The sequence below is a fragment of the Halomonas sp. Mc5H-6 genome, from assembly GCF_024124705.1.
Taxonomy (GTDB): Bacteria; Pseudomonadota; Gammaproteobacteria; order Pseudomonadales; family Halomonadaceae; genus Vreelandella; species Vreelandella subterranea.
The window spans coordinates 111,260-134,509 of record NZ_JAMXSI010000001.1 but is presented as its reverse complement, the minus strand read 5'-3'; the positions used below and the strand labels follow the sequence as shown (position 1 = coordinate 134,509).

The following is a 23,250-nucleotide window of genomic DNA, read 5'->3' as shown; positions in this document are numbered from 1 at the left end:
GGATTACGCCAGTGTTTCCGCCGTCACGTTCGCTGCCGGTTCCTGATTAGAGTAATGGCGATTGATGGCGCTCAATACGCCTTTCATCGAGGCGCTGGTAATGCTTTCGTCATTACCGACACCGAACACCGCCTTGCCGTCGATGCGGACTTCCACATAGGCAATGGCCTCTGCATCGGCACCCTGACCACGGGAGTGCTCGTGGTAGTCGATGATTTCCACATCGTGCCCGGCAGCAGCCAGCGCTTTTACAAAGGCCGCGAGCGGTCCGTTACCCTCGCCGTTGAGCGTTTGACGCTCGCCATCCTGCTCGACCACGGCGTCCAGCGTTACCTTGGGGCTATCAGGCTCCGACGATAAACGGTGGTTGACCAGCGCAAAGGGCGAGCGTTGCTCCAGATATTCATCGGCAAAGGCCTGGTAAATCATCTGCGAGGTAATCTCTTTACCGGTGCGGTCGGCCACTTCCTGCACCACCTGGCTGAACTCGATGGAAAGCCGACGCGGCAGCTCGATACCGTGTTCCTGCTCCAGCAGGTACGACACCCCACCTTTACCGGACTGACTGTTGACCCGAATCACCGCCTCGTAACTACGGCCTACATCCAGCGGGTCGATAGGCAGATAGGGCACGTCCCAGAAAGCATCGGGGTTGGCGCGACGGTCCAGCATGCCTTTCTTGATCGCATCCTGGTGGGAACCGGAGAAAGCGGTAAACACCAGATCGCCCACGTAAGGATGGCGCGGGTGCACCGGCAACTGGTTGCAGTACTCCACTTCGCGCATCACCGGGGTGATATTGGAGAAATCGAGCTGCGGATGAACCCCCTGGGTGTACATGTTCATGGCAAGAGTGACGATATCGACATTGCCGGTGCGCTCGCCATTGCCAAACAGCGTGCCTTCCACGCGGTCAGCCCCCGCCATCAGCGTCAACTCGGCGGCCGCCACACCGGTACCCCGATCATTATGAGGGTGAACGCTGACAATCAAGTGGTCGCGATTTTTGACGTTGCGGCAGAACCACTCGATCTGGTCGGCATAGTTATTCGGCGTGGCGACTTCTACCGTGGCCGGCAGGTTGACGATCATCCGGTTATCGGCGCTAGGCCCGAAGGTTTCCATGACCGCCTCGACGATCTCGACGGCAAAATCCATCTCTGTGGTCGTGAAAAGCTCAGGCGAGTACTGGAAGGTCCAGTTGGTTTCAGGCGCTGCCTTCATTTGGTCGCGAATTTGCGCCGTGGCCTCGGTGGCAATATTCACGCATTCGGCTTTATCCACGTTGAACACCACGCGCCGGAACATCGGGTCGGTGGCATTGTAAACGTGCACGATCGCGTTCTTGGCACCTTTCAAGGCTTCGAAGGTGCGCTCAATCAAGTGCGGACGCGCTTGGGTCAGCACTTGAATGGTCACATCTTCCGGGATCTTGTCTTGTTCGATCAGCGTGCGGACAAAATCAAAATCGGTTTGCGAAGCAGAGGGAAAGCCGACTTCAATCTGTTTGAAGCCGACCTTCAGCAGCATGTCGAACAAACGCTGCTTGCGCTCATGATCCATTGGGTCAATCAATGACTGATTGCCATCCCGCAGGTCAACACTGCACCAGATCGGCGGCGTTTCAATCCGCTGGCTGGGCCATTGGCGGTCAGGCAGGTCCACCGCAACAAATTGGCGGTATTTTTTGGCGGGATCAGACAACATCATGACGGCTCTCCAGGGCAAGTTGGGTGAAAATGTTCGATTGGATGGACGGCGGGCGTGCCAACGAAAAACGCCCCATCGCCAGTAAAGGCCATGGGGCGTAGATCATAAGAGTTTGTCGGGCGCACGGTGTTAACAGAGCTGCACCCTACAAATTGAATTGATTCAATAGTTCCAGTGTTTGTAACCATGTCTACCTCGCCACTAAGAAAACCAACGACAATGCCAACAGCACTGCCCGACCCTGATATTCAGAGACGGGCGCTTAGTAGTCGTAGGTCTAGTGCAAAGGTGTTCATGGATGTATTCATGCCCCTAGAAAATCAGTCTTGGCAGGGTTTGTCAATATCCGTGCGCCCATTGTCAGCCCTCTGCACTGATAGGGCTGCCTCCATTCGGTCTAGCTGGCTGCGCATTTCACTGACTTCGTTGCGCAACGTGTGCGTCTCATCGACATCTTCTCCATTGCTCAAAACATCGAGCGCGGCGCTCTCTTTCTGCATCACGTCCAGTACGATGCCAATCATCATGTTGAGGAAAATAAACGCGGTCAGAAAGATAAACGTCAGGTAGTAAATCCAGCTCCAGGCGTAGACTTCCTGGGTGGCATAAAGAATATCCGTCCAGTCTTCAAAGGTGGCGATACGAAACAACGTCAGCATCGAAATGGAGATATTGCCCCACAAGAAGCTGTCGACGTCGGCAAACAGGAAGCTGCCAATGGCCGCGTAGATGTAGAAAATAATGAACATTAACAACACCACGTAGCCCATACGCGGAATGGATTTCACCAGGGCTGAAAGCAGCATTTGCAGCTCGGGAATCATCGAGACAAGGCGCAGCACGCGGAAAATACGCAGTAGCCGCGCGAGCAGGACCATCTCCGAATCGTCCATGGGGATCAGGCTGGCGGTCACGATAACAAAATCAAAGATGTTCCACCCTCGCCTGAAAAAGCGCACCAGGCTCCCTTCAGCCGCTATTCTGATGAGGATCTCTACCAGGAAGAAAACCGTGATGGCCAGGTCGAGATAGAGAAGCCATTGCTCAAAGCGCGAGGTCTCCTCTTCGTAGGTTTTGGCGCCGATCACCAGCGCCGAGATGACGATAATCGCGATCACAAAGGCTTCAAAAAACTTGTTCGAACGCAGGGTTTCGAAACGCTGCTGCCATGTGTCGAAAGGTTGATTCATAGGGTTAATTGGCTCGCTTGGGTTGACGGCGTCACTTTATACTAAAACTTCACAATGCCACTACAAGTGATATCCTCTTGTTTAATTTGCGGTCTCCGATGCCTCAGCCGACGCGGTTACACTGACGGCTGATGGGGCTTTTTTTGATTTTTGCGCTGGATGACTCCCATGACACTGCTGTGGATAGCCTTACTACCTTTACTGGGCGTCTTGGTGCCGGTCCTCAACGCTCAACGCAGCCGCATGGCCTGCTCGTTGGCAACCGCCCTGCTGCCGGCTATTGCCCTGCTGCTTACCTTGATGCAGATACCCGCACTTCTCGACGGCGAAACACTGCGCTTCGCCGTTGGCTGGCTGCCAGAACTCAACCTGGAACTGGCCCTGCGCCTGGACGGCCTGTCGCTGCTGTTCAATATTTTAATCATGGGCATCGGGCTGTTGATACTGCTCTATGCTCACTTTTATCTGGCAAGTGACGAACCCGTAGGCCGTTTTTACGCCTTCATGATGCTGTTCATGGCCTCCATGGTCGGTATTTCAATGTCCGACAACCTCATCCTGCTGTGGCTATTCTGGGAGCTCACCAGCCTTTCATCGTTTTTATTGATCGGCTTCTGGTACCACCAATCGGAAGCGCGTAAAGGGGCAAGAATGGCGCTCACAGTGACGGGCGCTGGCGGCTTGGCGCTGTTGGCAGGGCTTCTGTTGCTGGGAGATATGGCAGGCAGTTTCAGCATGGGAGACGTTCTGGCCAGTAGCGACAGGATCATCGCCGACTCGCGTTATCCGCTGATGCTCGGCCTGGTTTTACTCGGTGCTTTTACCAAATCAGCCCAGTTCCCGTTTCATTTTTGGCTCCCTCATGCCATGGCCGCCCCGACGCCGGTTTCGGCCTACCTGCATTCGGCCACGATGGTGAAGGCCGGAATTTTCCTCATGGCAAGGCTGCATCCGGCAATTGCCGACAGCGAGCTATGGACTGTGGTTGTATCCCTCGTGGGCACCGCCACACTGCTTTACGGGGCCTGGTTCGCGCTATTCAAAACCGATTTGAAGGGCATTCTGGCCTTTTCCACGGTCAGCCACCTGGGGCTGATCACGGTACTGTTGGGTATCGGCAGTCCCATGGCCGTGCTGGCCGCCCTGTTTCACATTCTCAATCATGCCACCTTCAAAGCGGCGCTGTTCATGAGCGCGGGCATTATCGACCACGAAGCAGGAACACGGGAACTCAAGCAGTTGGGTGGCCTGAAAAAAGCCATGCCGGTGACCGCGCTGCTGACCACACTTGCCGCCGCCTCGATGGCGGGGGTGCCGCTGTTCAACGGCTTTCTATCCAAAGAGATGTTCTTCACTGAAACCCTGGAAACCCCGGTGCTGGGTGGCTTGAGCTGGTTGCTGCCTGCGCTGGCCACGTTAGGGGGTATTCTTTCTGTGGCTTACTCGCTGCGCCTGGTGCATGCGGTATTCTTCAAGCCTGCCCGCGAGGCACCGCCCAAATCCCCCCACGAACCACCACACCTGATGCGTTTACCTGTGGAAATTCTGGTTGTGCTGTGCGTCGTGATTGGCCTGTTGCCCGCCCTTACCGCCACACACCTGCTCGACCTTGCCAGCCAAGCGGTACTCCAGCGTCCGCTGGATTTCAAACTGGCGATCTGGCATGGCGTCAACCTGCCGCTGATGATGAGCGTTGCGGCATTATTGATCGGCACCGCCCTGTATTGGCGCCACAGCGACATGCGCCTATTCACCCGGCAGTTTGCCAGCGTCGATGCCCGGCGGGTGTTCGAGCGCTTTGTGGTAACGATGGGCTATCGTGCTGAACAAATCCTGGCTGTTTTTGAGGGTAATTCATTACAGCGCTACATGACCCTGTTGCTATCCGCTGCCTTTGTGATGGGGCTCATCGGGCTGGTCCAGGTCACCGATCTAACAGGGGCGGCCGGCAACCAGCCGATCGACGGCGTGGTGATTCTGGGCGCAGTGATGCTCATCTTTGGCGGCATCGCAACCGCGGCTACCCATCGTTATCGTCTTATTTCATTGCTCATGCTGTCGATTGTGGGGCTGTTTGTGGCACTCACCTTTGCACGTTTTTCAGCGCCGGACTTAGCGCTGACCCAGCTATCCGTGGAAGTGGTGACCATGATTCTGCTGATGCTGGCGTTGTTCTTCCTGCCGCAGAAAACACCTCAGGAGTCGAGCCCGCTGCGCAATGTCCGCGACATTCTGCTGGCAGGGTCGCTGGGGCTGGTGATTGCCAGCCTCAACTATGCGGTATTGACCCGGGAAACGCTGTCGATCTCCAGCTTTTTTGTCGAAAACAGTAAACCCGGCGGTGGCGGCTACAACGTGGTCAACGTCATCCTGGTCGACTTCCGGGGTTTCGATACGCTAGGTGAAATTACCGTGCTTGCCCTTGCAGGCCTTGCGATCTTCAAGCTACTCAACCGTTTACGCCTGTTTATGCCGCACAGTGATGGCGAGGGCCGGGTATGGTCGCCGGACCGCTACCCGGCCATTTTGACGTCTGTTTCAATGACGATACTACCCCTGGCCTTGCTGGTATCAGCGTTTATCTTCCTGCGCGGCCACAACCAGCCCGGCGGTGGCTTCATCGCCGGTCTGATTACCGCTGTGGCATTGATTCTGCTGTATATGGCCCGCGGGGTAGAGTGGGCACAGGAACGCCTCGACTTCCCCTTCCAGCCCGTGGCTATCATGGGTGTCGCGGTCGCGACGCTGACAGGGCTTGGCAGCTGGCTGTTCGGCTACCCGTTCCTGACATCGTCGTTTGGCTACTTCACGCTACCCGTCGTCGGTGAGTTTGAATTGGCAACGGCGCTGCTTTTCGACCTGGGTGTTTATCTGGCCGTCGTCGGTGCCACGCTCATGATCCTCGCCAACCTGGGCAAAGTGACCACTGCCCACCGCCCGGTGCCCGAGCAGACCGAAAAAGACGCTGAGACATCTTCCAACCCCACCAGCAAGGAGCCCCGCTAATGGAACTGCTCTACGCGATCACCACTGGCGTGCTCACCGCCTCCGGACTTTACCTGACGCTGCGTGGGCGAACCTTCCCGGTGGTGGTTGGCCTGACCCTGCTCTCCTATGCCGTCAATTTATTTCTGTTTTCCATGGGTGGGCTGACCACCGATGGCGCGGCGCTGGTCAATGAAGGCGATGGCTTCGCTGACCCGCTTCCCCAGGCCCTGGTGCTGACGGCCATTGTGATCGGGTTTGCGATGACCGCCTTTGTTGTCATTCTGGCGATGCGCGCGCGAAGTGAAGTGGGTAACGACCACGTAGACGGCAAAAAGGAAGACCGCGAATGACCCAGCATTTGATTGTTTTACCTGTCGTTGTGCCGTTAATCGCGGGTATCTTGTTACTCTACCAGCGCCAGGGAATGGTACGTTACAAGCGCATTGTCAGCGTGGTAGCCACGTCAGTGCTGCTCTTGGTTGCCATAGGGTTGTTGAACCAAGCCGCCAGTGGAGAAGTGACCTATTATGCCCTCGGCGACTGGCAGCCTCCGTTTGGCATTGCCCTGGTGCTGGATCGTTTGTCGGCGCTCATGTTGCTGGTGACCGCTCTTCTGGCCGTCGGAGCTGTGGTCTTTGCCTGCGGCGGTGATGATGAAAAAGGCAGCAACTTTCACGGCCTCTTCCAGTGGCAGCTGATGGGCATCAACGGTGCTTTTTTAACCGGAGACCTGTTTAACCTCTTCGTTTTCTTTGAAGTGCTGCTGCTGGCCTCGTATGCCCTGCTGCTTCATGGCGGCGGCAAGGCGCGCATTCAATCCAGCGTTCATTATGTGGTGCTCAACCTGGCGGGTTCTTCGCTGTTTCTGATTGGCGTGGGCATTCTCTATGGAGCAACCGGCACGCTGAACATGGCGGATATGGCCTCGCGCATGGCCGAACTGCCCGCTGAACGCGAAGGGTTGGTGGTGGCTGGTGCCTTGATGTTACTGGTGGTCTTCGGCCTTAAGGCAGCCATTTTACCGCTGTATTTCTGGTTACCCCGTGCCTATGCGTCAGCCCCTGCCCCGGTGGCCGCCCTGTTTGCGGTCATGACCAAGGTTGGCATCTATGCCATCTTGCGGGTCTACAGCCTCATCTTTGGCGACCAGGCAGGTAATCTGGAAGCCCTCGAACAACCCTGGGTCTGGTGGCTTTCATTGGCGACCCTGGCCGCCGCTGGGATAGGGGTGATGGCCGCTCGGGATCTGCGCCTGCTGATTGCCTACCTGGTGCTGATTTCCGTCGGCACGCTACTTGCGGGCGTCGGAATGCGCAGTCCTGATGCCACCTCGGCACTGCTTTACTACTTGATTCATACGACGCTGATCACCGGCGGCCTCTTCTTGTTGGCGGAGATGATCGGCCTGCAACGTGGCAAACCGGGTACGCGGTTAGTCAAGGGTCGCCCCATGGTACAAGGGTCGGCACTGGCGCTGGCGTTCTTCATCGGGGCGATCGCGGTGGCTGGCTTACCCCCTCTCTCGGGCGCTTTCGGCAAAGCGCTGATGCTCAACGCCGCGGAAGGCAGCCAACGACTTTGGCTCTGGACACTCGTCTTGCTGGCAGGCCTGGCATCGCTCATTGCGCTCTCGCGTGCGGGTTCAACTCTGTTCTGGCGCAGTCATCGCGGCCATCTCAGTGGCCGTCCACTGCCCAGTTGCCAGTGGTTTGGCATGGCGTGGCTGTTGAGTAGCTCGCTACTGCTGGTCGTGTTTGCCGGCCCCGTTAGCGACTATACCCAGGCCGCCGCTAAGCAATTGGCTAACCCTAGCCTGGTAATCGATACGTTGATCAATGACGCTGGAGGCACCCAATGATTCGATCCCGCGCCTGGTTGCCGACCCCGGTTTTTTCATTGTTGCTGCTTTTCGTGTGGCTACTCCTGGTGCGCAGTGTGGCGCCCGGGCATATCGTATTGGGTGGCGCACTGGCCATTATCATCCCCTTGCTCACCAACCGCTTTTGGGATGCCCGACCGCGCATCAAAAAGCCGCTGCTGCTGTTGCGTTTTGTGCTGCGCGTGCTTGGCGACATCATCACCGCCAATTTTGAAGTGGCGTACCTGATCGCCAACCCATGGCGTAAATTAAATCCCCATTTTGTCGAATACCCTCTGATGCTTGAGGAGCGTTTCACCATTACACTGCTTGCCAGCACCATCAGCCTGACGCCGGGGACGGTCTCCGCCAACCTGCGTATGGACGGTAAATCGCTGCTTATTCATGCCCTCAACGAAACAGACGAAGAGGCACTGATTGAGCAGATTCGGGAGCGCTACGAACGCCCGCTCAAGGAGATTTACGAATGCTAAGCTTCGCACTTTATATCACCCTGGCGTTGGTGGTGATGGCACTGCTGATGAACCTCTATCGGCTGACCATTGGCCCCGATTTGCCGGATCGAGTACTGGCGCTGGACACCATGTACGTCAACTCCATCGCGCTGATTGTACTCCTCGGCTTATGGTTGAACAGCAAGACCTATTTCGAATCGGCGCTGCTCATCGCCATGCTGGGCTTTATCAGCACGGTAGCGGTGTGCAAGTACATATTACGCGGGGACATTATCGAATGAACCCGGTCACTCTCTTGGTTATTATACAGGTACGCTTATGTCGCTTTGGGTAGAGGCTTTTATTTCATTATTGCTGATCACAGGCGGCGCCTTTGTATTCGTCGGTTCTTTGGGGATGGCGCATCTTCGCGATTTCTACATGCGCTTACACGGCCCCACCAAGGCAACGACACTGGGGATCGGCTGTATGCTGGTGGCCTCCATGGCGTACTTCTGGAGCATTGACGGCAGACCCGATATTCAGGAATTATTGATCACTCTGTTTTTATTTATTACCGCACCGGTCAGCGCCCACCTGCTTGCCAAAACGGGCCTGCACTTACGCTTGAAGCACATCGATATCACCCAGGGTAAACCCGTGGAGCTTCGCTCCGAGGAAGTCGGTAAAAAGCCGGTCCCTCACCCCGATAAAGGCCATGGCTGATCGATTTTGCCATCCAAACCAAGCGCTGGCACGCTTCCCGGGTTGATGATATTGAGTTGAGGTAATCGTATGTGGAGCCTGTTAAGGCTATCGACATTATCGTTTGCAATGATAATGCTTGCGGGTTGTTCAGAACCCAGGATTGATACCAGTTCAATGCCCGCCGCTGTTGTATCCGTCGAAAAAGTGCGCGACTCATTGCCCCCTTACAAGCGCGATGAATTTGACCAAGCACTAACCATCATGGCGATGTCATCGTTCAACGGTATCGACATACTTAATCCAAGACCAATGAACGCCGCGGAAATCGCCGAGTCGGCCAATGCTTACATGCATGGGCTGACGGGTGACGAAGCAATAGAGAAAGCCAATGAGCTGTTACGTAACCGCCGGGCACGGGAGCGAAGTCAGGCGCTGGGTATTCTCTCCCGGCTTGAAGAAAAGCAGGCTAATGCAGAGCATGACCGCAAGCAACGGGCTCAGGTGACCCTCGACAGCGCCGATTTTTACATGAGCACAAGCCCCTACGGAGCGCTGGAGCCGATTATTGAACTGGACGTCACCAACGGCTCTGACCAGCGTATCTCGGAATTGTCACTCAGGGGCATTGTCAGCAGTCCCGGCCTGGACGCGCCCTGGGTCGATGAAACGTTTTACTATGTGATTCCCGGCGGTTTAGCCCCTGGCGAAAGCGCTCAGTGGCGCCTGGCGCCCAACCGTTTTGGCCCCTGGGGTAATCGCGAGATTCCCGATGATGCCCAGTTCGATGTCACCATCGAGGGCTTGCACGACGCCGAAGGCAAGCCACTTTGGGACGCGACACCGCTAAGCGAGCGACAGCGAGAGAGGCTCGATGAGCTGCGTGAAGAGTATGGCGACATGGCCGCTTCTTCCAGCAAGCTGGAAGGGCCCTCGCAAGGGCCCTGACAGCTATCAGTCGGTCAAATCGTCGTCTGGGTAACCGATGAGGTACAGCACCGCATCAATATCGAGGTGTGAAATGGCTTGGCGCGCCTGTGCCCGCACCATGGGTTTGGCGCGATAGGCAATACCCAAACCTGCTTTAGCGAGCATCTTGAGGTCATTGGCGCCATCGCCCACCGCAATCGTCTGTTCGAGTGTCCAGCCTTCACGCCGGGCAATGGTTTTCAGCAGCTCCGCTTTACGGTCCGCGTCGACAATCGGCTCGCGCACCTCGCCGGTGACCTTGCCGTTCTCGATGACCAGCTCGTTGGCATGAACCTCATCGAAGCCGAGCTTATGCTGCAAGTAGTCAGCGAAGTAGGTGAAACCTCCAGAGAGAATCGCGGTGCGATACCCCAGGCGTTTCAGGTTCGCCATCAGCCGCTCGACGCCTTCCATCAAGGGTAGCTCGGCGGCGATATCAGCCAACACAGACTCGTCCAAACCAGCCAGCTTGCTCATCCGCTCGCGAAAGCTTTGCTGAAAATCCAGCTCACCGCGCATCGCCCGCTCGGTAACCTCGGCAACTTCATTGCCCACGCCATGACGATAGGCCAGCTCGTCAATCACTTCGGCCTTGATCAGCGTGGAATCCATATCGAAGCACACCAGCCGAGGCTGCACCTGCTTGCGCAGGTTCTGCTGAACCACAATATCCACGTTCAAGGTTTCGCTCAAAACCCGCGCTGCATGTCGTAGCGCTTCAAGATCCGCATCGGCACCATTCAGGCACAGTTCGAGGCAGTCAATGCGCGCGCCCTGCGCTGTATCCGACAACCGTCGGGCGCTCGTTTCCAGCAAGCCAAATTGCACCCTCAGGGCGTCCACCTGGGACTGAATCTCCGCGGTTAGACACGGAGCCAATACGGTTAAGATCAAATCGCCGCTTGCCATCACTCAATTCCTGCCATTGTTTAGTCCCCTGCCCCTATCCAGTCGACCTTTTGGAAACCGCGGGGCAGCTTGCTGCCCCGCCGACCCCGCTCGCCGCGATAATAGGCCAGGTCATCGGTTTTCAGCGTGAGTTTTCGCTTTCCGGCATGCAGTTCCAGGGAATCGCTGTCTTTAATTACTGCGATGCTGCGCACGAATTCCTCACGGCGTGCGGCGCGTGGACCGGGGATATCCAGCATCTTGTTGCCTTTGCCCTTGGCCATTTCAGGCAATTGATCCAGGGGAAACAGCAATAGTCGGCCTTCGTTGGAGACCGAGGCCACCCAGAGCTTGTCACCCTCGGGCACTTCAACCGGTGCCATCACACTGCAGCCTTTAGGCAGGCTAAGCACCGCCTTGCCTGCCTTGTTTTTACCGGTAAGCGCTTCCAGGCGGGCGATAAAGCCGTACCCGCCGTCGCTCGCCAATACAAAACGCCGCTCGGCAGGTGCCAGCATCAACCCGGCCATCCGCGCACCGGCCGACACATTCGCGCGCCCGGTGACCGGCTCCCCCTGCCCCCGTGCACTGGGCAGGTTATGGGCACTGAGCGTATAGGCGCGGCCGGTATCATCCAGCAGCACCAAAGGCTGGTTGGTTTTGCCTCGTGCAGCCAACTGGAAACGGTCGCCTGCTTTATAGGACAACCCCTCAGGGTCGATATCATGGCCCTTGGCGGAGCGAATCCAGCCCTTCTCAGACAGCACCACGGTGATCGGATCAGCCCCCAGCAGCTCGACTTCGGACAATGCCTTGGCGTCGGCCCTGGCGACCAGTGGCGAGCGGCGTTCATCGCCATGCTCTTTACCCGCCGCACGAATCTCTTTTTCGATCAGCGTGGTCAGCTTGGCTTCGCTGCCCAGCAGCCCCTGTAGATATTTGCGTTCTTTTTCCAGTTCATCCTGCTCGCCGCGGATTTTCATCTCTTCAAGCTTGGCAAGATGACGCAGGCGCAGCTCGAGGATCGCTTCCGCCTGTCGCTCGGAGAGACCAAAGGCCGCTACCAGGGCAGGCTTGGGCTCATCCTCCTCTCGAATAATGCGAATCACCTCATCGATATTCAGGTAGGCGGTGAGCAGGCCTTCCAGAATATGCAGGCGATCTTCCACCTTGCCCAGGCGGTGCTCGAGGCGGCGACGTACCGTGGCACGCCGGAAGCGCAGCCATTCGCCCAGCATCTCGGGCAGCGGCATCACTCTTGGGCGGCCATCCAGGCCGATCACGTTCATGTTGACCCGCACGTTCTTTTCCAGATCCGTGGTGGCAAACAAGTGGTCCATCAAGGACTCAACGTCAATGCGGTTGGAGCGCGGCTCGATCACCAGACGGGTGGGCTCTTCGTGGGTGGATTCATCGCGCAGGTCGGCCACCATGGGCAGCTTTTTAGCCTGCATCTGGGCGGCGATCTGTTCCAGCACCTTGGCACCGCTGACCTGATACGGCAGCGCGGTGATCACGATATTGGCGCCTTCCCGCTCGTAGCGAGCGCGCAGCTTGACCGAACCACGACCGGATTCGTAGAGCTTACGCAGGTCTTCTCGGGGGGTAATAATTTCCGCGTCGGTCGGGAAGTCCGGCGCGGGGATGAAGTCCATCAGGTCGGTCGTCGTGGCCTGCGGATTGCGTAACAGGTGACAGGTGGCGTCCACGACCTCAGACACATTGTGCGGCGGAATATCGGTGGCCATCCCCACGGCAATCCCGGTGCCGCCATTGAGCAGCACATGCGGCAAGCGTGCGGGCAGCACCAGCGGTTCCTGCATGGTGCCGTCAAAGTTGGGCACCCAGTCGACAGTCCCCTGGCCCAGCTCGCTGAGCAGCACTTCGGCAAACCTGGAGAGTTTGGCTTCGGTGTAGCGCATGGCGGCAAACGATTTGGGATCGTCAGGACTCCCCCAGTTGCCCTGACCGTCCACCAGCGGATAGCGATAGCTGAACGGCTGGGCCATCAGTACCATGGCTTCATAGCAGGCACTGTCGCCGTGGGGATGGAATTTACCCAGCACGTCGCCGACGGTGCGCGCCGACTTCTTGTACTTGGCGTTAGCATGCAGCGCCAGCTCGCGCATGGCATAGATAATCCGCCGCTGCACGGGTTTCATGCCATCGCCAATGTTGGGCAGGGCGCGGTCTAGAATCACGTACATCGAGTAGTCGAGGTACGCTTTTTCGGTGTAATCGCGCAAGGACAAGCGTTCGACGTCGCCTTCCGCTACCTGAATATCCATGAGGTATTCATCCTTTCCTGACAAGCAAAGCCGCCCCAACGGGAGCGGCTATTCCTGCTACACATTGATACTCAACGTGTTAGTAGTTGCTTATATCATGTCAATGACATCACTGAGGCCCCGAAAGTGGGATCGCATCCGGGGAGCGTTGATTATCGCGCTGAAAATCATCAAGTAAACTCTTCAGGCGCTGGGCCTGGACAGAAAGTTCATTGGCCGCTCCTGATGCTTGGCTGACAAGCCCTGCATTCTGCTGGGTGACCGTATCCATTTGCGAGACGGCACGGTTGATTTCATCAATGCCGTGGGTCTGTTCGCTGGACGCTTGACTGATCTCCGCGATACGTTGGGCGATTTCCTCAATCGCCGAAACAATTTCCTGCATGGCAGCCTCTGCATCACGTGCATAGCCGCTACCGGTTTCAATTTGTTGAGACGTGGTCTTGATCAAGTCGTTGATGTTGCGAGCCGATGTAGCACTCCGGGAAGCCAGTTCGCGAACTTCACTGGCGACGACGGCAAAACCTCGCCCGTGTTCCCCGGCTCGAGCCGCTTCGACAGATGCATTGAGTGCCAGGATATTCGTTTGAAATGCAATGTTTTCAATGACATCGACAATCGAGGAAACCTCTCCCGAGCTCTCATTGATCGCTTCCATCGACTGAGCCAGACGTGCAACCTGCTCGCCACCCCGCCTGACCTTTTCCGTTGTTTCCGTGACGCGCTGATCGGCTTCGTTGGCATTATCAGCGTTGCGCTTAACGGTTGTCGCCATTTCTTCCATGGTGGAAGAGGTCTCCTGGAGCGATGCGGCCTGTTGTTCGGTCCGACTGGACAACTCGGCGTTTCCAGAGGCAATGTCCGTCGCTTCACTGGCAATCGCATCGGACACCTGACTGACGTCATCAAACAGGTGGCGTAGTTTTTCAGCATAACGATTCACCGCACTGCGTAACTCGCCAATTTCATCATTGCGATAAATCTTCAGTTCTCGACTTGAGCCGCCTTGGCCGAGCTGATCAATCTGCTCGGTGGTGCTGTGGATTTGACGCAACAGTATACGTCCACCCCACCAGCCTAACGCCAGCAACAGCGCCAACAGGGGGAGAATTACCACCATCAGATCGCGCGTCAATGTCCGCGCCAGCCCCGTCACTTCTTCCTGGGGCGTCATGAGCCCCAGTGTCCAGCCCGTATCCTGCATATCGAACAAACGAACCGAGGCAGGCTTATCCAGCACGCCAGCTGTTTCCACCTGGACATTCTGACGGCCTGATTCGACAGCCTCGACCACAGGCGAAAGCCAGGGCATCTCGCGGGTCAGATCGGCTAACCCTTGCATATCAGCCGTCGCCAGATCAGCGCCAGGAAAATGGATGACCTTGCCTGCTCTATCAAGCACGAAGGCATAGCCGCCGGTTGTATCACCATTCTCGGTCAGAAACTCAGCGATTCCTTCCAGCTGCATATCGATGGTCGCGACCCCGGCAAACTCGTCGTCAAGGTAGTAAGGGACGCTACAGGTTACCATCGCCACCCCGGTGGTGGCGTCGCGATACGCCGTTGACCAGATACACTGACCCGGATCGGCATCGCGGGCATTCTGATACCAGGCCTCGTCGTGATAAGGCGCAATATCGTCAGCGTTATAATCATCCAGAAACTCGATCTCGCCTTCAGCATTTCTCGCCCAGAAGAAGCTGAACCGCTCGACCCCCTCCTCAAAGGCATCCGGCTCGGGCCAGATACCGCCCCCTGCTATGGCGGCGTTGCCACTGTCATCGACAAGCCGTGGGAAGGCTTGACGAAACAACGATTCCTCGCGGGGTAATGACTCTGCGAGCGATGCCAGACTCGCCGTATTGCCTTCCACGCGTGCCAGCTGTGCATTCATTGCGTTGACAATGGACTCACCTGCTCGATCGACAAGCGACTGGCTTGCCTCTATGACCTGCGGTTGGCCACGCCAAGCCATAACGGCGTAAATGCTTGCGGCCATGAGTAGCATGAGAGCAAACGCTGCCAGCGTTAACTGCCTCGAAATGGTATTGAGCACGGACATTTTCCCCTTTAGCGATGTAAGTGATACTGACGGGCGCACTTTTTTGGGTACGCTCTTTATTCACTATCGGCTAATTCATGCCCAACCTTAGCCATTCAACACCAATGCAGCATTGACACTGTCGCTACACTTCGACGTCAGCAAGGTTGCCGTAATTTTCCAGCCATTTCTTGCGGTCGCCGGCACGTTTTTTGGCCAGCAGCATGTCCATCATTTCCAGCGTGTCGTCGCCTTCATCGAGGGTGAGCTGCACCAAGCGGCGAGTTTCCACCGCCATGGTGGTTTCGCGCAGTTGCAGCGGGCTCATTTCGCCCAAGCCTTTAAAACGCTGAACGTTAGGGGTGCCACGCTTTTGCGCCAGCTGTTTGAGGATCGCGGCTTTTTCGCTCTCATCCAGGGCGTAGTGAACCTCTTTGCCCAGGTCAATACGGTAAAGGGGCGGCATGGCCACATAGACGTGGCCCGCGTCCACCAGGCTGGGGAAGTGCTTGACGAACAGTGCACACAGCAGCGTGGCGATATGCAGGCCGTCGGAATCGGCGTCGGCAAGAATACATATCTTGTGGTAGCGCAATTTTTCCAGATCAGCGCTGCCCGGGTCAGCGCCAATCGCCACCGCGATATCGTGAACTTCCTGAGAACCGAAGATATCGTGGGTCTCGACTTCCCAGGTATTAAGGATTTTGCCACGCAGCGGCATGATCGCCTGGGTCTCGCGGTGACGCGCCTGCTTGGCGCTGCCCCCGGCGGAGTCACCCTCGACCAGGAACAGTTCGCTCTGGGCGGGGTCCTGCCCCGAGCAGTCTGCCAGTTTGCCAGGCAGAGCCGGGCCTGAGGTCACCTTCTTGCGCGCCACCTTCTTGGCTTTTTTCTGGCGGCGCTGGGCGGCGCTGATCACCAGCTCGGCGAGGGCTTCGCCTTGGTCGACATGGTGGTTGAGCCATAGCGAAAAGGCGTCCTTGAGCACCCCCGACACAAAGCCCGCGATTGTTCGCGACGAAAGCCGCTCTTTGGTTTGCCCGGCAAACTGGGGATCCAGCATCTTCACCGACAATACGAAGGAGGCACGTTCCCACAAGTCATCGGCGGTAAGCTTGATGCCACGGGGCAGTAGACTACGGTACTCACAGAACTCGCGCAGCGCTTCCAGCAACCCGGAGCGAAACCCGTTGACGTGAGTCCCGCCCTGGGGAGTAGGGATCAGGTTGACGTAGCTCTCCAGCAACGCATCGCCGCCTTCGGGCAGCCATTGGATAGCCCAGTCCACACCGTTTTCATCGTCGTTGAAGTGACCGATAAAGGGTTCGGCTGGCACCACTTCATAACCATCGGTGGCTTCTGCTAGGTAGTCGCGCAGCCCATCGGCGTAGGCCCACTCGGTTTTGGTGCCGTCAGGCTCGACGAGGGTGACCGAAAGCCCGGGGCAAAGCACCGCCTTGGCGCGCAACAGGTGCTTCAGTTTACCCAATGCCAGTTTAGGGCTATCAAAGTAGCTTTCATCCGGCCAGAAACGCACCAGGGTACCGCTGGCGCGCTTGGCCGCTTTGCCGATTTCGCGCAGCTCTTCGACCTTCTCGCCGAACTCGAACGCCATGGCATGACGCGCACCGTTGCGGGTCACTTCGACATCCAGGCGACGCGACAGTGCGTTGACGACCGACACGCCCACACCGTGCAGACCACCGGAAAAGCGGTAGCTGTCCGACGAGAACTTGCCGCCCGAGTGCAGTTTGGTAAAGATCAGTTCGACGCCCGACACGCCGTGCTCGGGGTGCAGATCGATGGGCATCCCGCGGCCGTTATCCTGCACTTCAATCGCACCGTCGCTATGCAGCACGACGCTGATCGCCGTGGCGTGGCCCGCCAGCGCTTCATCGACGCTGTTATCGATGACTTCCTGGGCAAGGTGGTTGGGCCGCGAGGTGTCGGTATACATACCGGGACGCTTTCGTACCGGCTCGAGCCCCGAGAGGACTTCGATGGAACTCGCGCCGTACTGGGAGGCATCAAACTGGGTCATGTAACGTCGATTCCTGAAGGGTCATGCACGTATGAATGCTTTCAAAGGGATACAGGATAGCCGAAAAGCAAAATGCTGTATATCCAGCCATGTTTATTGCCTCAGAGGGGCGCCGGGGATAGGTCACTCCTGCTCAGCCGCCCAAAAGGCTTCAATCAAGCCGCGGCTGGAGGCATCCAGTCGCGCCAGGTCACCCTGATGGTCGATAATTTTCTGGGTGTCGGTGGCAATCTGTTTGCCTAGCTCGACGCCCCACTGGTCAAACGGATTGATATCCCAGATGACCGCCTGGACAAACACCTTATGCTCATAGAGCGCAATCAGCGAACCCAGCGTTGCCGGGGTCAGCTTGTCCAGCAGCACCGTGGTAGACGGCTGATTGCCCCGGTAGCGTTTATGCGCCGGGCGCGGGCCATCGTCATCAATGGCATCGTCGCCGAGCATCAACACCCGCGATTGGGCAAAGCAATTGGCCAACGCCAGCCGGTGCTGGGATTTCAGGTGGCGGCGGGTATCCGGATCCTCCACCTCATCGTAACGCTTGAGCGGCGCGATAAAGTCGCAAACGACCGGCTGGGTCCCCTGATGGAGCAGTTGATAGAACGCATGCTGTGCATTGGGTCCCAACTGCCCCCAAAGCACCGGGCAGGTGGAATAATTGACCGCCTGCCCCTGACCGGTCACCGACTTACCGTTGGACTCCATTTCCAACTGCTCAAGGTAGGCAGCAAAATACTCCAGGCGCCCGTCATAAGGCAAAATCGAGTGGGCGCGAATATCCAGAAAATTGACATTCCAGATACCCGCCAGCCCAAGCAGCACCGGCAAATTTTCGGCCAAAGGCGCCTCCTGGAAGTGACGGTCCATGGCATGGGCACCGGCTAACAGCTCGCGGAAGTTCTCCATGCCCACCACCAGCGCAATCGGCAGACCAATGGTGCCCCAGAGCGAATAGCGTCCGCCGACCCATTCCCAGAACATCAATTGGTGATCGGGCGTGATGCCCCATTCGCTCATTTTATCGGGGCTTGCCGATACCCCGATAAAGTGCTGACGAATGATCAGCTCTTCACTGACCGGGTTGGCGCTGGGTAGCTCACCGTGCTTCGACAGCCGACCTATCAGCCAATCGCGAGCGGTATTGGCGTTGGACAATGTATCGATGGTGGTGAACGACTTCGACGACAGCACAAACAGCGTGGTTTCGGGATTAAAGCGCGTCAGATAATCGGCAAGCTGCGAGCCATCCATGGTCGAGGCAAAATGCACCTCCACTGGGTGAATATCGTCAGGACGGTAGTCAGCCAGCGCGTGAGTGACCATCTGTGGCCCAAGGTCCGACCCGCCGACACCCAAATTCACCACATGGCGGATCGGCTTGCCGGTAGCACCGCGCCACTGGCCCGCATGCAGACGCGCTACCAAGCGCTCCATTTGCGTCAGGCTTTCATGTACCGCCGCCGCTATGTCTTCCCCTTCCACGTCCAGGCTCGCCCCCGGCGGCAGTCGCAAGGCCGTGTGCAAGGCCGGACGGTTTTCGCTGACGTTGACCCGCTTGCCACTGAGCAGCGCCTCGATCGCACCTGGCACCCCGGCTTCATCCGCAAGCGCCAGCAGATGCTCAAGGGTGTCGTCGTCCCAGCGCTGCTTGGAGAGATCCAGGGTCAAGCCTGCCACCTGGCGGGTAAAGTGTGTCCAGCGCCCTGGGTCGTTGCCAAACAAGTTTTTCAGGTGGACATGCTTCAGCGCCTGGGCGTGCTGCTTCAGCGTTTGCCATGCGGGTAGCGAATCAGGGGGTGTGCGTGATGATGCAGCCATTTGCCCTCTCCTGTGGCATCGTTCCGTGCAGGGTCTGTTCTGGTTTACCAAGGGCGCGTAAACTACGCAACCTCATTAATAATCCTGGCTTGACCATGAGTGATGCATCTTACCGCGACGCTATCTTTTCGACACCCTTGGATAAGGTGGCAAGGTTCTCCTTTGACGAACAGGTCGTCGCGTGCTTTCCCGACATGATCCGCCGTTCGGTGCCCGGCTACGGGCAGATACTCGGCATGCTGGGCCTGATCGCCCAGCGACACCTACGCCACGGCGCCCACGTCTACGACCTGGGCTGTTCGCTGGGCGCTTCAGGGCTGGCTCTTGCCGGTGCACTGCCCGCGGATGCGTTTCGCTACACGGGAGTCGATCTTTCCCCTGCCATGGTGACTCAAGCACGGCAAACCTTTGCCGACGAGTGTGCCGACTATGCCATGCAGGTGGAGGAAGCTGATATTCGTACGCTTGAGTATGCACCTTCGGGGATGATCATTCTCAACTTTACGCTGCAGTTTTTGCCGCCCGCCGACCGCGATGCCCTCTTGAAGCGCCTGTACGATGCGCTCGAGCCCGGAGGCGTGCTGATTTTATCGGAAAAAACCGTCGACGCCGACGAGCGGGACAACGCCTGGCGTGTCGAGCGCTACCATGACTTCAAGCGCGCCAATGGCTACAGCGATTTGGAAATCAGCCAAAAGCGTACCGCGCTCGAGAATGTGCTGGTGCCGGATACGCTCGAGGCCCTTCACGAACGCCTGAGGCAAGCCGGCTTTCCGCGCTCGATGACCTGGTTCCAATACCTCAACTTCGCCTCGCTGATCGCCTTCAAACCATGACTACCTGGGTGGTCCTGACCGCGGTCGCACTGGTGCTCTACGTCGCCACCCTTTGGTGGCACTCGCGCAAGCCCTTGCCATCCGGCCTTAACACCGAGGGCAAGTGGCGGGCACCTGTCGCGCCGCGGCTGCTGATCGACGAGACCTTTGTCGGTGCCGACGGCCAACGCCACTGCCGACAGCAGATTTTCGACGAGATGTTGCGCCTGATTGGCCAGGCCGAAAAGCTGGTGGTACTGGATATGTTCCAGTTCAACGACCCCGCCGACGACCGCCACGACTGCCATCGCCAGATTTCGGTGGCACTGCGTGACGCCCTGCTGAACCGCAAGCACCAGCGCCCTGGTATCGAGATAGTGGTGATCACCGATCCTATCAACGCCGTCTACGGCGGGCTCGAACTTAGCCACCATCAAGCGCTTGAAGCGGCTGGCGTCCGGGTCGCCACCACCGACCTGACGATCGGGCGCGACCCAAACCCAAGCTGGACCGCGCTGTGGCGGCTGTGCTTTCGCTGGCTGCGCCACTCGCCCCGGGGCGGCTGGCTACCCAACCCTATCGGGCCGGGCAGGGTCGGCCTTCGCAGCTATCTGACCCTGCTTAACCTCAATGCCAACCATCGTAAGACCCTGGTAGTGGACGAAGATGATCGCTGGACCGCCGTGGTCAGCTCAGCCAACGCCGATGACGGCAGCAGCGACTACCGGGACGTGGCGCTGCGGGTCTCCGGCGATACCGCCCTCGACCTGCTCGCTTCAGAACGCGAAATTGCCGCCCACAGCGGCGTCCCCATCGCCCACGTCCAGCCGACGGCAGCCGCTGGCGACGCAAGTGGCGACACCCCGCGCCTGCGCCTGCTTAGCGAAGGCGCCATCAAAGGTGCCCTGCTGGCACTCATTGATGACGCTCGCACCGATGAACGGCTCGATATCGAGATGCTCTACCTCTCCCACCGCGGCGTGATTACTGCGCTGGTCAGGGCCGCGGCAAAGGGCGTTGAGGTACGCGTGCTGCTCGACCCCAACCACCATGCCTTTGGCGTCTCCGGCAGCGGTATTCCCAATCGCCAGGCGGCCAACGACCTGATCAACGCCGGCATCCAGCTACGCTGGAGTGATACCCACGGCGAGCAGGCCCATAGCAAAGTAGTGCTGCGCCATGCTGGCAAGCGCCCCGCCCACTTGCTGCTGGGCTCGGCCAACTATACCCGGCGCAGCCTTAACGACCTCAACTTCGAAGCCAATCTCGAGTGGGTCGCCAACAGCGACGATGTGATTATCCACGAGGCCCGCGAAGCCTTCGAACGCCACTGGCATAATACCGACACCGAGCATTACAGCACCGGCCCCGAGGCTTACCTGGACGCCTCTCGTTGGCGCTACTGGCAGTATCGACTGATGGAAGCCAGCGGCTGGTGCACTTTTTAAGACAGCGAGACACCCATGCCCCACCCCCACCGCGAGCTCTACCACGCCTTTATTGACCAGGGTCTGGACACCTGGCTGGCACGCCTGCCCGAACAACTGGCGCGCGGCCTCGACCGCAACCGCCACGGCGACTTGCCCGCCTGGGAAAAAGCCGTGGCCAAACTGCCCGCGCTGCCAAGCGAGCGGCGCGTCGACCTGAACAGCGACACCGTGACGGTCGACATTGCCCTCACCGATAGCCAACAGCGCCAGTGTTTCAACCTGCTGAGAAAGCTTGCGCCCTGGCGGAAAGGACCCTTTCAACTGGGTGGCATCCATATCGACACAGAATGGCGCTCCGACTGGAAGTGGCAGCGCGTGGCCCCCCATCTGGCACCCCTCGAGTACCGCAACGTGCTCGATGTCGGCGGCGGCAGCGGTTACCACGCCTGGCGGATGGCCGGGGCAGGCGCTGCTTTCGTACTGGTCATTGACCCGTCACCGCGCTTTTACTGTCAGTTTCAGGCGGTACGCCATTTCGTGGGTGATGCGGACGGCGGCAGAACGCAGTTTTTACCGGTGGGCATCGAAGACGTGCCGGAGAATCTGGCGTTCTTCGATACTGTCTTTTCCATGGGCGTGCTCTACCACCGCCCCGCGCCGCTGGAACACCTTCAGCAGCTAAAGGCCGCCCTGGCGCCTGGCGGCGAGTTGGTGCTGGAGACCCTGGTGGTGGAAGGCGATGAGCAGACGGTGTTTATGCCCGGCGAACGCTACGCCTCCATGCCCAACGTTTACTTCCTGCCCTCCTCCAAGGCGCTATGCCACTGGCTGGAACGCTGCGGCTTTACCAACGTGCGTGTGGTCGATGAAGCGGTGACCACGCTCGACGAGCAGCGCTCCACCGAGTGGATGACCTACCAGTCGCTCGCGGATTTTCTGGATCCCGACGACCGCACCCGCACTATCGAAGGCTACCCTGCTCCGCGGCGGGCAGTGATATTGGCGAACAAACCGGGGTAGGTAATTTGCGTAAAGAGTGACTACCCGATGATAGTCAGCAGGTCTTCACCTACACGGTCTCTTGCCGTTGCCGATACGCCGCCATCTCGATCTTCCCGAGCTGAGGGGTTAGCTGGCAGCGCTGACGGTCCCAGGGGTACTCGATCTGTGCCTTGAGATGAGCGGCGCCCTCGCCCGCTTTCCAGGCTTCCAGATCCAGGTCGCGCCAAAAGCGCGGGTCACGCCCGGTTTTCTGATCATGCTCGGCGGTGGTGGGGTCGAGGTGGCGGAAAGGCTCCAGGCGCGGCACGTCTGGCAGCGGCTGGCTGACGTCCATATAGCGCTGCAGCATGTCCCACGTGGCGTGCACCTCGTGCTTGTGATCGACGATGGCGCTAAGCGACGTCTGGTTGAACTGCTTACCGGTATAGCGGTGGACAAACATCAACCGGTAGAACACACCGCCCCGCTGTACCACCCGTTCGACATAGCCATCGAACTCGACAAAAGGCGCAACGAGCGGTGGCTTTTTCTTGCCCTGGGAAAAGCTCACCATGCCCGTTTGGCGATTAAGCTCGCTTTGGCGGTTTTTCATATAACGATTGCCGCGCTTGGCAAGCCAGCTCCGAAAGGGGCTCATCAGATAAGCACCGCAGCGTATAATTCCATTCATAACGGATTGGCAGGTATAAGCCCCAATTATTCCCGCGACTAAAACTCCGCCTCCTAAAATAATTAACATAGCAAGAAATCCCAGAACCTCACTATGATCCAAAACAGGGCAAAGCAGATTAAAAAACAGCCAGAAGAAGAAAGCCTGCAGTAGGATGAAATATAAAACTGGGAATGCCATCAACAATACAGATAACCCCAGCTGGCTTTTAATAAAGCGAATCCGCTTATGATCCCACCACCAATCATCCGATTCATAGAACTGCTTATCTTTCTGATCCATGTGTTGAACCAGCTCGGCATCCGCGCAAACCTGCTGATGGGGGTCGATATGGGCATAATCACCGAAAGGCAGCAGGTCTTCACCTACACGGCTTCTTTCC

At 57.9% G+C, this 23,250-nt stretch carries 18 protein-coding genes; 10 read left to right on the top strand and 8 right to left on the bottom strand.

Annotation, left to right across the window (positions count from 1 at the left end; translation table 11 throughout):
• Positions 1 to 3: 3 nt before the first annotated feature.
• Entirely contained in the window at positions 4 to 1,710 is a 1,707-nt protein-coding gene (gene leuA / locus NH395_RS00605) for a 2-isopropylmalate synthase (protein WP_253021654.1), read from the bottom strand.
• Between the two features lie 320 nt (positions 1,711 to 2,030).
• Positions 2,031 to 2,900, bottom strand: coding sequence for an ion transporter (locus tag NH395_RS00600; protein ID WP_253021652.1), 870 nt, complete (start codon positions 2,898 to 2,900; stop codon positions 2,031 to 2,033).
• 168 nt (positions 2,901 to 3,068) lie between these two features.
• On the opposite strand from NH395_RS00600, the gene NH395_RS00595 reads away from it, so the two are divergent.
• The 7 genes from NH395_RS00595 to NH395_RS00565 all read left to right on the top strand — a co-directional run bounded on the left by NH395_RS00595 (position 3,069) and on the right by NH395_RS00565 (position 9,854).
• Positions 3,069 to 5,906 (top strand): monovalent cation/H+ antiporter subunit A, encoded by a 2,838-nt coding sequence (locus tag NH395_RS00595; RefSeq protein ID WP_253021650.1) that lies wholly within the window; start codon positions 3,069 to 3,071, stop codon positions 5,904 to 5,906.
• Complete coding sequence (locus NH395_RS00590) at positions 5,906 to 6,238, top strand: Na+/H+ antiporter subunit C (RefSeq protein WP_066317667.1); 333 nt, start codon at positions 5,906 to 5,908, stop codon at positions 6,236 to 6,238. Before NH395_RS00595 ends, NH395_RS00590 begins: the two co-directional genes overlap by 1 nt.
• Positions 6,235 to 7,746, top strand: a complete 1,512-nt coding sequence (locus NH395_RS00585; RefSeq protein ID WP_253021648.1) for a monovalent cation/H+ antiporter subunit D — start codon at positions 6,235 to 6,237, stop codon at positions 7,744 to 7,746. Before NH395_RS00590 ends, NH395_RS00585 begins: the two co-directional genes overlap by 4 nt.
• Positions 7,743 to 8,240, top strand: a complete 498-nt coding sequence (locus tag NH395_RS00580; protein ID WP_066317673.1) for a Na+/H+ antiporter subunit E — start codon at positions 7,743 to 7,745, stop codon at positions 8,238 to 8,240. The genes NH395_RS00585 and NH395_RS00580 overlap by 4 nt, the downstream gene beginning before the upstream one ends.
• Positions 8,234 to 8,503 (top strand): K+/H+ antiporter subunit F, encoded by a 270-nt coding sequence (locus NH395_RS00575; RefSeq protein ID WP_253021646.1) that lies wholly within the window; start codon positions 8,234 to 8,236, stop codon positions 8,501 to 8,503. The genes NH395_RS00580 and NH395_RS00575 overlap by 7 nt, the downstream gene beginning before the upstream one ends.
• A gap of 37 nt (positions 8,504 to 8,540) precedes the next feature.
• Positions 8,541 to 8,927 (top strand): Na+/H+ antiporter subunit G, encoded by a 387-nt coding sequence (locus NH395_RS00570; protein WP_066317683.1) that lies wholly within the window; start codon positions 8,541 to 8,543, stop codon positions 8,925 to 8,927.
• Positions 8,928 to 8,996: 69 nt separating this feature from the next.
• Complete coding sequence (locus NH395_RS00565) at positions 8,997 to 9,854, top strand: DUF6694 family lipoprotein (RefSeq protein WP_366064825.1); 858 nt, start codon at positions 8,997 to 8,999, stop codon at positions 9,852 to 9,854.
• Between the two features lie 6 nt (positions 9,855 to 9,860).
• Here NH395_RS00565 and serB read toward each other — a convergent pair whose 3' ends face one another.
• The 5 genes from serB to pgi all read right to left on the bottom strand — a co-directional run bounded on the left by serB (position 9,861) and on the right by pgi (position 18,951).
• Positions 9,861 to 10,784, bottom strand: coding sequence for a phosphoserine phosphatase SerB (serB, locus tag NH395_RS00560; protein ID WP_253021642.1), 924 nt, complete (start codon positions 10,782 to 10,784; stop codon positions 9,861 to 9,863).
• A 20-nt stretch (positions 10,785 to 10,804) separates the two neighbouring features.
• On the bottom strand, positions 10,805 to 13,051 hold the full coding sequence (parC, locus tag NH395_RS00555) for a DNA topoisomerase IV subunit A (RefSeq protein WP_253021640.1): 2,247 nt from the start codon (positions 13,049 to 13,051) through the stop codon (positions 10,805 to 10,807).
• A 109-nt stretch (positions 13,052 to 13,160) separates the two neighbouring features.
• On the bottom strand, positions 13,161 to 15,113 hold the full coding sequence (locus NH395_RS00550; protein ID WP_253021638.1) for a methyl-accepting chemotaxis protein: 1,953 nt from the start codon (positions 15,111 to 15,113) through the stop codon (positions 13,161 to 13,163).
• Positions 15,114 to 15,237: 124 nt separating this feature from the next.
• Positions 15,238 to 17,133 carry a DNA topoisomerase IV subunit B gene (parE, locus tag NH395_RS00545; protein WP_253021636.1) on the bottom strand — a complete coding sequence of 632 codons (1,896 nt, stop codon included), beginning with the start codon at positions 17,131 to 17,133 and terminating at the stop codon, positions 15,238 to 15,240.
• Between the two features lie 123 nt (positions 17,134 to 17,256).
• A complete protein-coding gene (gene pgi, locus NH395_RS00540) occupies positions 17,257 to 18,951 on the bottom strand; it encodes a glucose-6-phosphate isomerase (protein WP_253021634.1) in 1,695 nt (564 codons plus the stop codon).
• A 95-nt stretch (positions 18,952 to 19,046) separates the two neighbouring features.
• On the opposite strand from pgi, the gene cmoA reads away from it, so the two are divergent.
• The 3 genes from cmoA to cmoB are packed head-to-tail and all read left to right on the top strand — an operon-like array spanning position 19,047 to position 22,216.
• On the top strand, positions 19,047 to 19,787 hold the full coding sequence (cmoA, locus tag NH395_RS00535) for a carboxy-S-adenosyl-L-methionine synthase CmoA (protein WP_253021632.1): 741 nt from the start codon (positions 19,047 to 19,049) through the stop codon (positions 19,785 to 19,787).
• Positions 19,784 to 21,214, top strand: a complete 1,431-nt coding sequence (locus tag NH395_RS00530) for a phospholipase D-like domain-containing protein (protein WP_253021630.1) — start codon at positions 19,784 to 19,786, stop codon at positions 21,212 to 21,214. Before cmoA ends, NH395_RS00530 begins: the two co-directional genes overlap by 4 nt.
• Before the next feature lie 15 nt (positions 21,215 to 21,229).
• Complete coding sequence (cmoB, locus tag NH395_RS00525) at positions 21,230 to 22,216, top strand: tRNA 5-methoxyuridine(34)/uridine 5-oxyacetic acid(34) synthase CmoB (RefSeq protein WP_253021628.1); 987 nt, start codon at positions 21,230 to 21,232, stop codon at positions 22,214 to 22,216.
• A 49-nt stretch (positions 22,217 to 22,265) separates the two neighbouring features.
• Here the strand turns inward: cmoB and NH395_RS00520 are convergent, their stop codons facing one another.
• Positions 22,266 to 22,835 (bottom strand): hypothetical protein, encoded by a 570-nt coding sequence (locus tag NH395_RS00520; RefSeq protein WP_253021625.1) that lies wholly within the window; start codon positions 22,833 to 22,835, stop codon positions 22,266 to 22,268.
• Positions 22,836 to 23,250 lie beyond the last annotated feature (415 nt).

Excerpts from the sequence above, each read along its gene's own strand:
- leuA (WP_253021654.1), bottom strand. The coding sequence starts at position 1,710 with ATGATGTTGTCTGATCCCGCCAAAAAATACCGCCAATTTGTTGCGGTG.
- NH395_RS00600 (WP_253021652.1), bottom strand. The coding sequence starts at position 2,900 with ATGAATCAACCTTTCGACACATGGCAGCAGCGTTTCGAAACCCTGCGT.
- NH395_RS00595 (WP_253021650.1), top strand. The coding sequence starts at position 3,069 with ATGACACTGCTGTGGATAGCCTTACTACCTTTACTGGGCGTCTTGGTG.
- NH395_RS00590 (WP_066317667.1), top strand. The coding sequence starts at position 5,906 with ATGGAACTGCTCTACGCGATCACCACTGGCGTGCTCACCGCCTCCGGA.
- NH395_RS00585 (WP_253021648.1), top strand. The coding sequence starts at position 6,235 with ATGACCCAGCATTTGATTGTTTTACCTGTCGTTGTGCCGTTAATCGCG.
- NH395_RS00580 (WP_066317673.1), top strand. The coding sequence starts at position 7,743 with ATGATTCGATCCCGCGCCTGGTTGCCGACCCCGGTTTTTTCATTGTTG.
- NH395_RS00575 (WP_253021646.1), top strand. The coding sequence starts at position 8,234 with ATGCTAAGCTTCGCACTTTATATCACCCTGGCGTTGGTGGTGATGGCA.
- NH395_RS00570 (WP_066317683.1), top strand. The coding sequence starts at position 8,541 with ATGTCGCTTTGGGTAGAGGCTTTTATTTCATTATTGCTGATCACAGGC.
- NH395_RS00565 (WP_366064825.1), top strand. The coding sequence starts at position 8,997 with ATGTGGAGCCTGTTAAGGCTATCGACATTATCGTTTGCAATGATAATG.
- serB (WP_253021642.1), bottom strand. The coding sequence starts at position 10,784 with ATGGCAAGCGGCGATTTGATCTTAACCGTATTGGCTCCGTGTCTAACC.
- parC (WP_253021640.1), bottom strand. The coding sequence starts at position 13,051 with ATGGATATTCAGGTAGCGGAAGGCGACGTCGAACGCTTGTCCTTGCGC.
- NH395_RS00550 (WP_253021638.1), bottom strand. The coding sequence starts at position 15,113 with ATGTCCGTGCTCAATACCATTTCGAGGCAGTTAACGCTGGCAGCGTTT.
- parE (WP_253021636.1), bottom strand. The coding sequence starts at position 17,133 with ATGACCCAGTTTGATGCCTCCCAGTACGGCGCGAGTTCCATCGAAGTC.
- pgi (WP_253021634.1), bottom strand. The coding sequence starts at position 18,951 with ATGGCTGCATCATCACGCACACCCCCTGATTCGCTACCCGCATGGCAA.
- cmoA (WP_253021632.1), top strand. The coding sequence starts at position 19,047 with ATGAGTGATGCATCTTACCGCGACGCTATCTTTTCGACACCCTTGGAT.
- NH395_RS00530 (WP_253021630.1), top strand. The coding sequence starts at position 19,784 with ATGACTACCTGGGTGGTCCTGACCGCGGTCGCACTGGTGCTCTACGTC.
- cmoB (WP_253021628.1), top strand. The coding sequence starts at position 21,230 with ATGCCCCACCCCCACCGCGAGCTCTACCACGCCTTTATTGACCAGGGT.
- NH395_RS00520 (WP_253021625.1), bottom strand. The coding sequence starts at position 22,835 with ATGAGCCCCTTTCGGAGCTGGCTTGCCAAGCGCGGCAATCGTTATATG.